This window comes from Acidovorax sp. KNOB132, assembly GCF_057541515.1.
On the sequence record NZ_BAAJYT010000020.1, the window covers coordinates 13793 to 26408 of the forward strand.

At 62.0% G+C, this 12616-nt stretch carries 17 protein-coding genes and 1 tRNA gene; 3 read left to right on the top strand and 15 right to left on the bottom strand.

All coding sequences use genetic code 11. The annotated features are described in order from the left end of the window. Nucleotides 1-28: 28 nt before the first annotated feature. Genes rapZ through AC27IO_RS05525 form a run of 3 tightly spaced genes read right to left on the bottom strand, consistent with a single transcriptional unit; the run spans nt 29 to nt 3461 of the window. Nucleotides 29-892, bottom strand: coding sequence for an RNase adapter RapZ (gene rapZ, locus AC27IO_RS05515; RefSeq protein WP_498737728.1), 864 nt, complete (start codon nt 890-892; stop codon nt 29-31). 4 nt (nt 893-896) lie between these two features. Next, nucleotides 897-2564, bottom strand: coding sequence for a DNA repair protein RecN (recN, locus tag AC27IO_RS05520; RefSeq protein ID WP_498737730.1), 1668 nt, complete (start codon nt 2562-2564; stop codon nt 897-899). Beyond that, on the bottom strand, nt 2565-3461 hold the full coding sequence (locus tag AC27IO_RS05525; protein WP_498737731.1) for an NAD kinase: 897 nt from the start codon (nt 3459-3461) through the stop codon (nt 2565-2567). It lies immediately after the preceding gene. A 28-nt stretch (nt 3462-3489) separates the two neighbouring features. Between AC27IO_RS05525 and hrcA the strand changes: the two genes are divergently transcribed. Continuing rightward, nucleotides 3490-4494: a heat-inducible transcriptional repressor HrcA gene (gene hrcA / locus AC27IO_RS05530; RefSeq protein WP_284402300.1), complete on the top strand. Its 1005-nt coding sequence runs from the start codon at nt 3490-3492 to the stop codon at nt 4492-4494. A gap of 19 nt (nt 4495-4513) precedes the next feature. Continuing rightward, nucleotides 4514-4590 (top strand) — tRNA-Ile (locus AC27IO_RS05535). Nucleotides 4591-4664: 74 nt separating this feature from the next. Here AC27IO_RS05535 and AC27IO_RS05540 read toward each other — a convergent pair. The 11 genes from AC27IO_RS05540 to AC27IO_RS05590 form a co-directional block, all read right to left on the bottom strand. Next, complete coding sequence (locus tag AC27IO_RS05540) at nt 4665-5762, bottom strand: tyrosine-type recombinase/integrase (protein ID WP_498737733.1); 1098 nt, start codon at nt 5760-5762, stop codon at nt 4665-4667. Continuing rightward, nucleotides 5762-5983, bottom strand: coding sequence for a DUF4224 domain-containing protein (locus tag AC27IO_RS05545; protein ID WP_498737735.1), 222 nt, complete (start codon nt 5981-5983; stop codon nt 5762-5764). The genes AC27IO_RS05540 and AC27IO_RS05545 overlap by 1 nt, the downstream gene beginning before the upstream one ends. Continuing rightward, on the bottom strand, nt 5980-6540 hold the full coding sequence (locus AC27IO_RS05550) for a hypothetical protein (RefSeq protein ID WP_498737737.1): 561 nt from the start codon (nt 6538-6540) through the stop codon (nt 5980-5982). Before AC27IO_RS05550 ends, AC27IO_RS05545 begins: the two co-directional genes overlap by 4 nt. Before the next feature lie 463 nt (nt 6541-7003). Then, entirely contained in the window at nt 7004-7261 is a 258-nt protein-coding gene (locus AC27IO_RS05555; RefSeq protein WP_498737739.1) for a hypothetical protein, read from the bottom strand. Between the two features lie 31 nt (nt 7262-7292). Continuing rightward, nucleotides 7293-7619, bottom strand: coding sequence for a phiTE_015 family protein (locus tag AC27IO_RS05560; protein WP_498737741.1), 327 nt, complete (start codon nt 7617-7619; stop codon nt 7293-7295). Beyond that, on the bottom strand, nt 7616-8023 hold the full coding sequence (locus AC27IO_RS05565; RefSeq protein WP_498737743.1) for a hypothetical protein: 408 nt from the start codon (nt 8021-8023) through the stop codon (nt 7616-7618). The genes AC27IO_RS05560 and AC27IO_RS05565 overlap by 4 nt, the downstream gene beginning before the upstream one ends. Before the next feature lie 220 nt (nt 8024-8243). Beyond that, on the bottom strand, nt 8244-8999 hold the full coding sequence (locus AC27IO_RS05570; protein ID WP_498737745.1) for a hypothetical protein: 756 nt from the start codon (nt 8997-8999) through the stop codon (nt 8244-8246). 276 nt (nt 9000-9275) lie between these two features. Beyond that, on the bottom strand, nt 9276-9494 hold the full coding sequence (locus AC27IO_RS05575) for a hypothetical protein (RefSeq protein WP_498737747.1): 219 nt from the start codon (nt 9492-9494) through the stop codon (nt 9276-9278). After that, nucleotides 9491-10255, bottom strand: a complete 765-nt coding sequence (locus AC27IO_RS05580; RefSeq protein WP_498737749.1) for a hypothetical protein — start codon at nt 10253-10255, stop codon at nt 9491-9493. Before AC27IO_RS05580 ends, AC27IO_RS05575 begins: the two co-directional genes overlap by 4 nt. Continuing rightward, nucleotides 10248-10982 carry a hypothetical protein gene (locus AC27IO_RS05585; RefSeq protein WP_498737751.1) on the bottom strand — a complete coding sequence of 245 codons (735 nt, stop codon included), beginning with the start codon at nt 10980-10982 and terminating at the stop codon, nt 10248-10250. The genes AC27IO_RS05580 and AC27IO_RS05585 overlap by 8 nt, the downstream gene beginning before the upstream one ends. A gap of 194 nt (nt 10983-11176) precedes the next feature. Continuing rightward, nucleotides 11177-11365: a hypothetical protein gene (locus AC27IO_RS05590; RefSeq protein ID WP_284415086.1), complete on the bottom strand. Its 189-nt coding sequence runs from the start codon at nt 11363-11365 to the stop codon at nt 11177-11179. 106 nt (nt 11366-11471) lie between these two features. On the opposite strand from AC27IO_RS05590, the gene AC27IO_RS05595 reads away from it, so the two are divergent. Next, nucleotides 11472-12182: a hypothetical protein gene (locus AC27IO_RS05595; protein WP_498737753.1), complete on the top strand. Its 711-nt coding sequence runs from the start codon at nt 11472-11474 to the stop codon at nt 12180-12182. Here the strand turns inward: AC27IO_RS05595 and AC27IO_RS05600 are convergent. Further along, a complete protein-coding gene (locus AC27IO_RS05600; RefSeq protein WP_498737755.1) occupies nt 12179-12529 on the bottom strand; it encodes a hypothetical protein in 351 nt (116 codons plus the stop codon). The genes AC27IO_RS05595 and AC27IO_RS05600 overlap by 4 nt on opposite strands. Between the last annotated feature and the right edge of the window lie 87 nt (nt 12530-12616).

Sequence of the window (12616 nt, forward strand, 5' to 3'; positions counted from 1 at the left end):
CTCGCCACTCTGTGGCGAGACGTGAAAGTCACAGGCCGTCCAGCTCACGATGCCGCCGCAGGGTGGTCCAACGCTGGCTGAAGTGCACCGCTAGGCGCTCCACCAAATAAACCGAGCGGTGTTGCCCCCCCGTGCAGCCAATGGCCACGGTCACGTAGCTTCGGTGATTCTGCGCCAAAGGCTCCAGCCAGTGAGAAAGGAATTGCGCGATGTGCTCCTGCATCAGTTTCACATCAGTCTGGTGCTGCAAATAGTCAATGACAGGCTGGTCTTTGCCTGTCAATGCCTTTAACGCGGGCTCATAGTGGGGATTGGGCAGCATGCGCACGTCGAAGACGTAATCCGCATCGACAGGCACCCCGCGTTTGAATGCAAATGATTGGAAGACCAGCGTCAATTGCCCGGGCAGGGCGGGCATCAGGCTTTTGACGTAACCCTGCAATTGCGCTGCTCGAATGGCGCTCGTGTCGATGACATGGGACTGCTCACGCAACTCGGCCAGCAGTTCACGTTCCAGTTCGATGGTTTGCAGCAATGCGCGTTGGCCTTCCGTCCATTCGTCTCTGGAGAGGGGGTGGCGTCGGCGCGTTTCCGAAAATCGCCGGATCAATGTGTCGGTGGTGGCATCCAGAAACAGCGAATGGACGACCACGCCCTCGCCGCGCAGGCGTTTCAGTTCCTGCGGAACCAGCGGTAACGCGGTGGCGCTCCGAACATCCATTGCGATGGCAATCCGGTTGCCATGGTGCTGATGCTCCAGCGCCACGAAGGCGGCCAACAATTCCGGTGGCAGGTTGTCTACGCAGTAGTAGCCTGCGTCTTCCAATGCATGCAAGGCAACGGATTTGCCGGAACCCGCCATGCCTGTGATCAATACGACCTCTAGCGTCATTTCGTCATGCCTTGATCTGTGCAGGTTGGTTGCTGCTGAGCATTTCGCGTGCGTGCGCCATGGTCGCCTTTGACTGGCGTTCCCCTCCTAACATCCGAGCCATTTCGATCACGCGTTTTTCTCCCTTCGCCACGGTCACCTGACTGATGGTGTGCTGATCCTGACTGGTTTTTGCCACGATCAGATGGTGATCTGCACAGGCTGCCACCTGCGGAAGATGGGTAACGGCCAGCACCTGTCGATCGCGTCCCAACTGCTGCATCAGCCGACCCACCGTCTCGGCGACGGAGCCTCCGACGCCTGAGTCCACCTCGTCAAAAATCAGGGTAGGGGCCTCGCCCAACTGGCTTGTCGTCACGGAAATGGCCAACGATATGCGAGACAGCTCCCCCCCCGAAGCGACTTTGCCAACAGGCCGGGGCGTGGCGCCAGGATGCCCTGCGACCAGAAAAGAAACACTGTCGAGACCTTGAATGCCGGGTTCCGGTGTCGGTTCCAAAAGCACCTCAAACCGCCCGCCCACCATGCCCAGGCCCTGCATGGCTTGTGTGATTGATTGGGCAAGCCTTGGTGCTGCGGTTGTCCGCTGCCGGGACACAGCCTGCGCCGCCTTGCGATAGGCTGTACCACTGGCCTGTTCGGCCGCATTGAGCGCTTCCAGGTCTGCTGCCGTCTCCAGTTTGGAGAGTTCCGCTTTCCATCCCTCCAGCAGTGCCGGCAACTCCGATGGCGTCCGCTTGTATTTGCGTGACAACGAAATCCACAGCGACAGGCGTGAATCCAACTGTTCAAGTCGCTCGGGATCGAGTTCCGTGTGCCGGAGATAGCTTTGCAAGGAGTGAGCCACATCGGCCGCTTGGTCCATGCACGACTGAAGCACCTCTCCCATCGCCTTGAATTCGGGATCAAGGGTTTGCTGCTCCTGCAGCAGATGGCAGGCGCGGCTCAACTGAGTCTGTGCACCGGACTCTTCATCCTCCAGCGCGGACAGGGCCGTTTGCGCGCTGTCCAGCAAGGCTTGGGCGTGAGAAAGGCGGCTGTGCTGGGTGTTGAGTTCTTCCCACTCGCTGGATGCCGGGCCCAGCTTTTCGACTTCACTGATCTGCCACTGCAGTCGTTCCCGCTCCTGTTGCAGGGTATGTCTGGCCGCTTCTGCTTGCACTACCGCTTTGCGGTCGTCACGCCAGCGAGTCCAAAGCGGCTCCAGCGCCGCGGTGCTGATGCCGCCATAGGCATCCAACAGGCTGCGAACGGCATCCTGGCGCGTCAAGCTCTGCCATGCGTGCTGGCCATGGATATCGAGGAGATGCGCCCCCACGGTCCGCATTTGGGTAGCGGTTGCTGGAATGCCGTTCATCCACGCACGGCTTTTTCCTTGCCGATCGATGGTTCGGCGAAGCAGCAGGCTTTCCTCCTGCGGTATGCCTGCTTCATCAAGCCATGCAGACAAACTGGGTGGGCAATCGAATTCAGCGCAGATGTCCGTACGCTCGGTTCCCTCGCGAATCACCCCGGCATCGGCGCGGCCGCCCAGCAGCATTTGCAAGGCATCGATCAGGATGGATTTGCCTGCACCCGTTTCTCCGGTCAGCACCGTAAATCCTTTGTGAAGATCCAGGTCCAGGACATCCACTATGACGAAATCGCGCAATGCGATCCGTTTGAGCGCCATCTATGAGCCCCCTTCATTCCAGCGCAATTTTTTGCGCAACGTAGCAAAGTAGTTCCAGCCTCGAGGGTGCAAGAAGCGCACGCAGTGCTCCGACCGCCGAACCACAATCCGATCGCCATGCTGGAGCGATGCCAGCGACTGCATGTCGAAATTGGCGCTGACGTCCCGGCCCCCTACGACTTCCACCGCAATGTCCGTCGAATCCGGCAGCACGATGGGTCGATTGGACAGCGTATGGGGTGCGATGGGGACCATCACCCAACCAGGAATTGCAGGGTGCAGCATTGGGCCTCCCGCGGAGAGCGCATAGGCCGTGGACCCAGTGGGCGAAGCGATGATCAGCCCGTCTGCCCTTTGGTTCGAGACGAAATGCCCACCCACTTCCACCCGCAATTCGACCATGCCGGAAGTGGATCCACGATTGACGACGACGTCGTTGAGCGCCAGGGCTTCAAATACGCATTCGTCCTGACGCATCACGCAGGCATGCATGAGGGGCCTGGCGTCTTCTTCGTACTCGCCATGGAGCATCGGCCTCAGTGCTGAAGCGTGCTCGTCCAAAGGGATATCGGTGATGAAGCCCAGCCTTCCCTGATTGATGCCGATCAGCGGAATTTTGTAGGGGGCCAATTGCCTACCGATGCCCAGCATCGTGCCGTCTCCCCCGATCACCATCCCCAGATCGCACTCCTTGCCGATCTGTTCCACCGGCATCGCAGGATAGTCAGAAATGCCGGTGTTGTTCGCCGTTTCCTGTTCCAGAATGGGTTCACAGCCTTCATTTCTGAGGAACTGGGCAACCTCTTGTACGGCATTGCGCGAACTGTCAGAAATAACGCTGGAAGTGAGCGGCTGGTACTTGCCGAAGAGTGCGACCCGTGTGAACCTGAGCTTCATTGGGAAATTAGATCATTAAAATGATTCAATGCTTGATGACCGTGCCAAGTTGTTGCTGAAGGCGCTCGTAGAGCGCTACATAGCCGATGGCCAACCCGTGGGTTCGCGTACGCTGTCGCGCGCGTCCGGTCTCGACCTCTCTCCCGCCACCATCCGTAACGTGATGGCCGATCTCGAAGAGATCGGACTGATCGCAAGCCCGCACACGTCTGCCGGCCGAATTCCGACGGCCAAAGGGTATCGCCTGTTCGTTGACACCATGTTGACAGTGCAGCGCGAACAGCTGTATTCGCCGCAACTGGCTGCAGAGCAGCCGCAAAAGGTGATTGCCAACGCGGCGCATTTGTTGTCCAGCCTGTCCCAGTTCGTGGGCGTTGTCATGGCGCCCCGACGTGCCTCGGTGTTTAGGCACATCGAATTCTTGAGATTGTCCGAAAAGCGGCTTCTGGTCATCATCGTCTCTCCTGAAGGAGACGTGCAGAACCGCGTGATCTTCACCGATGTGGACTACTCGCAATCGCATCTCGTGGAGGCGGCCAATTTCCTGAACAGCCACTATTCCGGAATGGACATGGAGCAGGTGCGCGAGCGCTTGAAGACGGAGGTGGATCAGCTGCGGGAGGAAATCGGCTCGCTGATGCAGGCGGCTGTCAACGTCGGGTCCGAAGCGATGGCGGAGTCTCAGGACAATGTGGTGATTTCCGGCGAGCGCAACCTGCTGGCAGTGAGTGATTTTTCCAACGACATGGGCAACCTGCGGCGTGCTTTCGACCTGTTCGAACAGAAGACGCAGATCCTGCGTTTGCTCGATGTTTCCAACCGTGCAGATGGCGTACGCATCTTCATTGGGGGAGAGAGCCAGATCGTCCCTTTTGAGGAGCTTTCGGTAGTCACCTCTCCATATGAAATAGACGGGCAAGTCGTAGGCACACTGGGGGTCATCGGCCCCACCCGAATGCCGTACGACAGGATGATCCAGATCGTGGACATCACGTCCAAGCTGGTTTCCAACGCGCTGAGTTACCGCAAGTAAGCACATACAATTGGCGCGGGGGGCGTTAGCTCAGTTGGTTAGAGCAGAGGACTCATAATCCTTTGGTCGCGGGTTCAAGTCCCTCACGCCCTACCATGGCTCAAGCGGGCTTCGTGCTATAAAAAGTATAGTGAAACTTCCGCAAATATAGGCACTGTTCCGCAAAATGATCAACGCAGCGGCCTAACTTTCTTCCCGATTTTGTGGCGGATGTACTCGGCGGTCATTGCTTCCGTCGTGTGGCCCAGCAGTGCCTGCGCAACCCGGGTGCCATCGGCATCGTCCGCTTCCGTGGCGGCCTTGGCGCGGAAATCCCGGAACTGGAACTCACTCTTCGCGATCCCTGCTCTTTCTCGGGCTTGGTCAAACCGGTAGCGCATCGCGTCAGCCCGCAGTGGCTGACCTGTCTCGTTGACCAGTAGCGACATGGCGTGCACCTCGAATGAGCGCTTGTAGGCTCGGATCTCTTCGATCAATACCGCCAGCTCCCCAACAATTTCGATCCGGAGTCGAGCGGCGGTTTTCCCTTGACGGACGTGCAGGATGCCATCCCGAATGTCGGATTCTGTGATTTTGCGCACGTCGGCTGGGCGCTGGCCGATCAATTCGGCCAGGCGCATCGCGAACTGCAGCGGTTTGTCCGCCACGGCCATGACGCGCGCCACCATGTCGGTGTCGGGGGCTGTTTGCCGGCCCGCCTCCTTGAACCGGTGGATGCCTGCGCAAGGGTTGGGCAAAGCAGTGATGCCTTCGCCCCGGGCCCAGTTCCACATGTGCGACAGGAGGGCCTTCGATCGGTTGGCGCGGACCTGCCCAAAGGCCGCTGGGATCTCACTGGTGGACCCGCTGCTCTTGCGAGTGCGCTGCTTTTCGACTGCAGCAGCACGCGCCTCTGCTGCACGCCAGCGCATGTATTGTCGGATGTGCTGGGGCTCCACGCTTTCTAGTGGCGCCGGCGGATCGCCGAAGAATTTTAGGACCCACCCCTTTTCTTGCTTGTCGCTCGTCTGGGTTGCAGCGGCTTTGTTGGGCACGACCTCGGCGAAGTACCTCTGGACGAGGTAGGGCATCGTCAGCACCCCGTCCTCAGGCGTGGTCTTGATTGTCAGCTCTGCCCACTTGGCCACTGCGAGAACGTAGTCGGAGCCCAGCGGGATTTCGCGTCTCGGCTTGCCGCCGGTGTCGAGGTAGTAGTGCACCTTTTTTCCGCGCTCGCGGGCGCGCATGCCTACCGGCAGATTCGACCATCGAGTCGGTTTGCGGCCCATCAGTGCGCTCCAACGACACGCGGCGTCCATGTGCTGCGCCGGGTTTCAGGTTCAGGGATGCGGCCTTCAATGGCCGCGCGTGTGACCACCGGGTGTCCAGTAGCACTCACACGGAATGGTATCCCCGCTGTGCGCAGCCATTCCACCTGCTTCGATTTCATGCGGCGCGCGGTGAGTTGGGCAAGTTCTTCGTCATCTAGGAAGAGCTTTTCTGTCGTCATGTTGATCCTCCTTCCGTGCGTCCGTAGTAACGCTCGACCTCCCGGACCAGCTCCAGCGCATCCAGGGTATGGATACTGAGAGAGCGGGCCCAAGATGCGCCGTTGATGAGATCCACCGCTTTGGAATGGGGCATCTGCTGGTTTGGCCCCTGGGGCTTCGGCTTGCCCTGCCGCTTGCCGACTGGATCAAGAGATGGCTGGCGCGCCAAGTGGCCCACTGGCACCAGCAGGCGTCCGTCCCAATCTGGCCCCGGTCTCGGGAGCGTGCTGCCGTTGCCGGCTGGGCCGTTCCACTTCCAGCCCCTGGCGGTCTTGCACCAAGCGCCGCCCTCTCTTGAGGGTGCTCTTGTCCCGATTGGGGCGCTCTCCAGCGTGACGCCCCGGTCTGCGGTGGCTCGCTCGGGTGATGGTGCTGGCTGTTCGGTGGGCGGCGTCCAGCCGGCGGCGATCAGCCATTCGCGGGCCGTGCCGTTCAGGGTGGCCACCTGCCGCACGATGGCTTCACGGACCGCGGCTGTGACCGCGACCTGGTTGTGTTTGTCGGGTGTGTCGCTCATGCAGTTTCCTTTCCCTGGCCAGCCAGGCGAAGTGGGGCGGATCGCCCGCGTTGATGTATGCGTCCCACAGCGCGAGGCCTTCTGGGCAGCGCTGCTGGGCGTTTGGGTTGGCGCCAGCCCCGATGCATGCCCGGCAGCTGGCGTGGTGGAGTTGGTAGGCCTTGTCGGCCGCGTTCCAGTCGGGCACGGGAGACCCTCCAGAAATGACAAACCCCGCACGGTGGCGGGGCAGGGGTTGTGGGGTGGGGCCTACTTGCGCCGTCTCCGCCCGCGAATCGCGAAGTCCATGGACTTCTCCAATCGCGCGAGCCGGGCGGCGTTGCATGCCTGACACCAGTTCGGGGACCACCAGGTTCCGGCAGGCCTGTCGCAGCCCGCCGTGATGCATGGGCGCCCAGTTTGGTACGCCGGCCCGTTCAGCTCGTGGGCGGGGTCGCCATACAGCAGGGTGCTGCGCTCGCGGCTACGTCGGCTTGCCATGCTTGGCCTTTGCAAGGTGTTGGCGCATCCATTCCAGGTTGCGCTCTTGGTTGGCTATCTCATCCAGCAGGCCCTGGCGCTCAGCCATCACGGACTCGAAGATGCGTTCGGCCACAGCCATGGGCGGGCCGTCAATGGTCAGGCACGGGTGTAGGCCGGCAAGGAAGGCCAGAGCCTCCTCATGTTCCGCGAGCAACGCGCTGCGCGTGGAGCCTTGCCAGCTGCACGGCTCATCGCACATGGACTGGCAAGGCTCGTTGCCCACCGGGCAGTTATCGGGCCTTGTCATTGCGGGCTCCGGTGATGCCGTGGGCGGCCTCGATGCGTCGCGCGAAGCCCTCGGGATCGCAATCGTCCAGGCCGTGCTCAACCCAGATTTCTGCGATCTTCTCTGCCGTCAGCGGCACCAGTGCCGGCCCCTGTGGTGCGGCCTGGGCGCGGCGCGACGCATGCCAAGCGCCCCACCACTCGCGTGCCAGGAAATGCCGGTATCCGTCGCCACTGCGTTCCAGCCGTATTGCTGGCTCCTCGGTACGCGCCCATGCCTCGAACTGCTCACGCTCGGCCGGGCAGGGCGCCAGTGTGGTGTCAGCGGTCATTGCTGCTCCTTTGCGGCAGCGGAAAAAGCGCTAGACAGGGGCGTTACACCCCTTCCCCAACCTTGAACTTGAGGGCCTTTTGCCAATGGTTTTTGATGCCTCATCCGACCCATCAAATCTTCGCGCACACCATCGAAGATTCGCCCCCATGCCGCAGGGCTCAGCTTCCACATCAGATAGTCGTCGCGGTGGTAGAGCGTTGTCCACCAGCCGTTGTGCGTGGGTTCCATGGTGAAGGCGGCCTCGCGTTCATCGGAATGCGCGAAACCGACGTAGGGGTAGTCCAGCGGCCATCCGCCAAGGGCATCGATGTGCATGAAAAAATCTTCGGTCTTCAGCCCAGCGTAGGCGTGGCGTAAGCCCTTGTGCGTCACCTTTTGTGGTTTTTCGTGCGACGAGATCATGCATTACCTCCCTCTGCCCGCCCCTTGGCTGCTGCCAGCGCGAGCCCCGGGAATTTCATCGGCATGGAACCACCTGGCAGCAGTCTGCCGTCCACCTCCACGTCGCGGACGATGGCGCCACAAGCCGAGCACCAGCGCACGATCCTGCGCAGCCCGCAGCCATCTTCTCCAGAGTCATGGATGTCTTGCAGCGCATGAGCTCCGCGGGTTGATACACAGCTCATTGAGCACCGCCCTCTTGGCTCTTGGCGGCCATGGCTGCGTCAATGGATTTCATGGCCAGATTGATGCGGCGAAAGCCATCGCTTGCCAGCCGTGAAGCGTGGCGGATGTCATTCACCGGCTCGATCACATCACCCACAACACGCTTTCTCTTTGCGATCCACTCCAGCGCGTCGCTGGCTGCCTGCAGCCCGCACATCACATCGTCGGTCAGCGCGGCATCCTGCCCCCTTGGCAGCACTGCCGGTGGCTGTGGGGCGGCGGCGAGCATGGCGCGGACTTCTTCCTCCAACTCCACAAGGCCACTGTGCCAGTCCATTTTTGCTTCGGCGTGGGCGCCACTACCGAATGACAGCCCGCCCATGTCGTCGTACCCGTACTCGTCCGCAAAGTCCTTGTATTTCTTCTCGATCATTTTTGCGACCGCCTCAACGCCCTGGGCCCACCCGCTCGGCTGTGCGCTCATTGGTGCAGCAGGGGCGGCGTCGATCACAGCCTCCCGGACGATGCAGAGCAGTTCCTGCGATGTGACCAGCATGGCTTCAGGCCAGTCGGCGGGGCTATCCCGGTCGGGCAACTCTGCCACTGTGCGGCACACGGCAGACGCAATCATGGTTGCTCGCACCAGGTTATCGCTCGGCACGGCCCCACGGGCGCGCAGGGCGGAGGTGGCGTCTGCGTAGGCGCGCATTTGTGCGGCGTTGTAGTAGCGTTCGAAGTCCGGGCCGCCTGCGTTGTACGTCGGCTCCGGCATCGGCGGATAGCTCTCTGCTCCTGCCTGGGGCGCAGTGGGGGGCGGCCGGCGCTGTGCCCCAGGCCTCGGCGAGCGCCCAGGCGCGTTCCTGCTCGCTGCGCCACTGGGCCGGCGCGGCTGCGGTCAGGGCGTGCAGGCGGCGCAGCTTGTCGGCTGCAACCTTGCTTGTGAGGTGGTCTGGGGCGGTTTTGCGAGTAAATGGATCAATCTCATCAGCCAGGCGCAGCGCCTCCGGCAGGTCTGCCGCTGCTGCGGGGTGTTGGGTGGTGGTCATGGTCAGTCTCCCCAGTAGCTCATGTCTTCGTCGGCGGCGTCCGCCGGCGGCTCCCATTCGGCCGGGTCCTGGCCGTAGATTTCGGTCTGATACTCGGCGCATGCCGAGGCGTATTGGCGTGCTTCATCGGCGGGACAGCCGGCCCAGGCGAAGTACCTGTCCGCGCATTGCTCTATCCAAGTGGTGCGCGCAGCGGTGTGGTCGGTTGGGGTGGTGGTCATGATGAATATTCCTGTTCCGCGATCTCGCAGGTGACTCCGCAAGCTGGCAGCCATTCCTTGCGGTCGGCCTTTCCTGCGGGCAGTTGGTGAAGGGGGAAGCGCTGGCCCTTGAGAGGTCCGGAGCGGTGCCGCAAGATGTAAGCACCGGGTCCAATCTCGGATTCCACGTCGGCCAGCCGCTTGAACTCATCGGGGTAGTCCTCGCGGATTGCGCGGAAGTAGCCCATGCCGCCCTTGACGCAACCGATGCAATTTGCGTTTTGGTAGCCCTGCAAGTACATGAGCGGCAGCGTGATGCCGGCGCGCTCGACCATGGTCTTGCAGTCGGTCTTGGTGAGTCCGCGCTCAATCAGCGGAGCAATTACCGGGCGATCTGGGTACGCATCTTGGAAGTCGTCGAGGCGCCATTGCTCATCAGATGTGTAGCCCAGCACCAGCACGTCCCCGGGCTGCTCAAACTCGCGCAGTAGGCCGCGCTTCAGCCTCAGGGTGCATGCCGCCCCTTGGCGTCCCTTGATGTACCGCGTGCGACGGAACACCTCGATCACGTCGGCGCCGTATTTCTCATCGCGCAGCACCGTAACCTTGCGGCCAAACCACTTCTCGCAGTCGTGCAGAAACCGGCGGTTGTCGGTGTGCTCGTTCGCCAGGTATGCGTTGATGATCTCGCAGCGGTCACCGTACTGGGCCAATGCCAGCTTTGTCGCCACCGCCGAAGCGGCGCCGCAGCTAAATTGGGCGAGGATGCGACCTTCACCCATGGCTCCCCTCCTTGCTTGCATTGAGGGTGGGAGGGGCGGGCATCTCCAGCTTGGCGCGGTGTTCGCGGCCAAGGCGGGCGTTGCACTCGTCTGTCGTCTCCAACGGCCTGCGGGCGAATTGGGAGTCGAGGACGAGGCGGCCGAAGGCCGTGGTCTCATGCCGGCCAAATCCCCGCGCCTGCACTGCGCCCAACTCTGCCAAGCGCTTCATTCGTTCCTTGGGCACATCGTGGCCATCGGCTTCGCTGTCCTCCGAACACTCGTTGAAACGCTCCAGCGCGGCTAGGTCATCCGGATTGAGCCACCCATCAGCCAGCGCTGAATTGGGCTGGGATTCCGAAAGCTCTGGCTGGCTGGCGCCGACGAGAGCGAGCCGGAAAAGGCCGTGGCACTTCTGCGCAAGCGACGCAGGTATCAGCCGGGCTCCAGCACCATCCGGGCAGCAGTCCCGGAACTTCGCCTCCACCTCGCCCATCGAGCCGCAGCCCGGGCAGAAGCGCGTGAGTTGCTCGCCATCGCCCCGCAGCAATGGGGTGCCATGGCCGAGCGCGGCGATGGCGTCAGCTGCGGCAATGTGCTCTTGATACGCTGTGGCGGTTTCTGGCTCGCCCTCCCAGTCGGGCACGCCATTGAGCGAAATCCCGTCCATCAATTCGTGGGCTGCCTCGCGCAGCAGGTACTCAGCCTTATCCAGCGCAACGCGGGGCGTGTATTTGGTATTGCTCATTGGACCTCCTCAATGCCCGCAAGGCAGGCCTTGGCCCTCGGCGGGCCGGGTTGGTATGCGAGCCCCGCAGCTTGCGCAGCTCAGATTGGTTTGCCTCTCCCGCCACCAGACCGCTCGGGCCTGCTGGTTTGCTCGGGCGACGGCGGGCAGCGAGAGGCGGGCGCGGCGCTGGGCCAGCGTCTCCGTGGGGGAGGTCATGCCGGCGTGCTCCCGGGGAAGGGCAGCACGCGGCCATCGCGGTAGTGCAGGCGCGTCCCCACCCGCGAAGGCAGGTCGAATGCCCGCATGCGGTCGTCGGTGAGCCCGGGCTTGCGGCGCAGCTCGGCGCCCTGATAGTCGCTGGCTGGGGGCTTGTAGGGTGCGGGGGTGTCGGTGTGGTCCATTGGGGCTCCAGAAAGCAAAAAGGCCCGCAGCGTGGGCGGCGGGCCTGGGATGGGATGCCCCGAGGGGCGGGGAAGTACGATCACACCCGAACTTCGGGAGCGAGACATGAAGGAAGAACTGGGCACGCCAGGTGCCGTTGTGGGAATGGTGGTCTTGGCGTGCCTCCTTGGCGGGCTCACGTCGGCGATTTATCCAGGCTGGGATTCAATCGGTGCGTGGGCGCAAAAGGTTGAAGCGCCCGCCTGGGTGCAGGCTGTAGGGTCTGTCGTTGCGATCCTGGTGGGAGTTGGCTGCGTTCTATGGCAGACCCGATCACAGGCTCGCCACGCAGAGAAAACTAGATTGGATCGTGTCACGCTGATCGCAAACGCTTTGTTCCAGTGTCGACGGTGCGCCACGTGTTATTCGGTTACGCACTTGCGCTGGCAGGATGCGAGCCGGCACGCAGAAGAGGCCATCTGGTGGTCCGAAGAGCTTGCGAAAATCCCGTTGCTTGAATATCCCGACTGGCGTGCCAGCTCGGCGGTTGGACTGGTTTTGGCGGATGCTCGAGACTTTGCAAAAGCGTTCAGATTGGGTACTGTTCAGCCTCATCTCATGCACGCGCGAGTACAGGCGTTGATCGATCGCTTAGTTTTCGCGGAGATGGCTATCGATGTCCATCTCACACGGAATGGAAGTCGCATGCCAACTCAAGCTTTTGATCTTGATGGGGTCACCTACTACCCAGCAAATAAGCCTCCCCCACCGGGCGGTTTCCCTGGCACTCTACTTGAGACTGGCATTCAACTTAACGAGCGAATCGAGACAAATTAAAAGGGGATGTCGTTATTCATGTCATCGAAGCCGGAGGCGGCGCGCGGGGGCTGACGCCGGTGCTGATGACGGCGCCGCTCATACCGCACGCCCAGAGGTATCACGATCAGGCCCATGCCGCCGGCCTTGGCGCGCGTCAGCCGCACGATCTCCAGCTGCATCACGCTCTTGCCTAGGCCGAAGGCCGCGAACAGCGCGCGGCGCCCGCCACGCACCGCCCAGCACACCATGGCCACGTGGTGAGGCTTCAGCAGGTGGTTCACTTCGTGCGGCTCGCACGGGAAGCCTTGCTCTTCGGGCAGAGCGACCTTGGCCCGCAGGAAGTCGTCGTAGGTGTTGTGTGTCATGGCGTGCGGAAAGTGAAAAGCCCGCACTAGGCGGGCTACTGTTGAGAGCGAAACGGAGCCGCAGAGGTGATCTGAGATTTCTGGCCC

Bases quoted from the DNA above. Each gene is read 5' to 3' on its own strand.
- AC27IO_RS05600 (WP_498737755.1), bottom strand. From the start codon at position 12,529: ATGACACACAACACCTACGACGACTTCCTGCGGGCCAAGGTCGCTCTG.
- AC27IO_RS05590 (WP_284415086.1), bottom strand. From the start codon at position 11,365: ATGGACCACACCGACACCCCCGCACCCTACAAGCCCCCAGCCAGCGAC.
- recN (WP_498737730.1), bottom strand. From the start codon at position 2,564: ATGGCGCTCAAACGGATCGCATTGCGCGATTTCGTCATAGTGGATGTC.
- AC27IO_RS05585 (WP_498737751.1), bottom strand. From the start codon at position 10,982: ATGAGCAATACCAAATACACGCCCCGCGTTGCGCTGGATAAGGCTGAG.
- rapZ (WP_498737728.1), bottom strand. From the start codon at position 892: ATGACGCTAGAGGTCGTATTGATCACAGGCATGGCGGGTTCCGGCAAA.
- AC27IO_RS05595 (WP_498737753.1), top strand. From the start codon at position 11,472: ATGAAGGAAGAACTGGGCACGCCAGGTGCCGTTGTGGGAATGGTGGTC.
- AC27IO_RS05560 (WP_498737741.1), bottom strand. From the start codon at position 7,619: ATGACCGCTGACACCACACTGGCGCCCTGCCCGGCCGAGCGTGAGCAG.
- AC27IO_RS05570 (WP_498737745.1), bottom strand. From the start codon at position 8,999: ATGCCGGAGCCGACGTACAACGCAGGCGGCCCGGACTTCGAACGCTAC.
- AC27IO_RS05550 (WP_498737737.1), bottom strand. From the start codon at position 6,540: ATGAGCGACACACCCGACAAACACAACCAGGTCGCGGTCACAGCCGCG.
- AC27IO_RS05540 (WP_498737733.1), bottom strand. From the start codon at position 5,762: ATGGGCCGCAAACCGACTCGATGGTCGAATCTGCCGGTAGGCATGCGC.
- AC27IO_RS05545 (WP_498737735.1), bottom strand. From the start codon at position 5,983: ATGACGACAGAAAAGCTCTTCCTAGATGACGAAGAACTTGCCCAACTC.
- AC27IO_RS05575 (WP_498737747.1), bottom strand. From the start codon at position 9,494: ATGACCACCACCCCAACCGACCACACCGCTGCGCGCACCACTTGGATA.
- AC27IO_RS05555 (WP_498737739.1), bottom strand. From the start codon at position 7,261: ATGTGCGATGAGCCGTGCAGCTGGCAAGGCTCCACGCGCAGCGCGTTG.
- AC27IO_RS05565 (WP_498737743.1), bottom strand. From the start codon at position 8,023: ATGATCTCGTCGCACGAAAAACCACAAAAGGTGACGCACAAGGGCTTA.
- AC27IO_RS05525 (WP_498737731.1), bottom strand. From the start codon at position 3,461: ATGAAGCTCAGGTTCACACGGGTCGCACTCTTCGGCAAGTACCAGCCG.
- AC27IO_RS05580 (WP_498737749.1), bottom strand. From the start codon at position 10,255: ATGGGTGAAGGTCGCATCCTCGCCCAATTTAGCTGCGGCGCCGCTTCG.
- hrcA (WP_284402300.1), top strand. From the start codon at position 3,490: ATGCTTGATGACCGTGCCAAGTTGTTGCTGAAGGCGCTCGTAGAGCGC.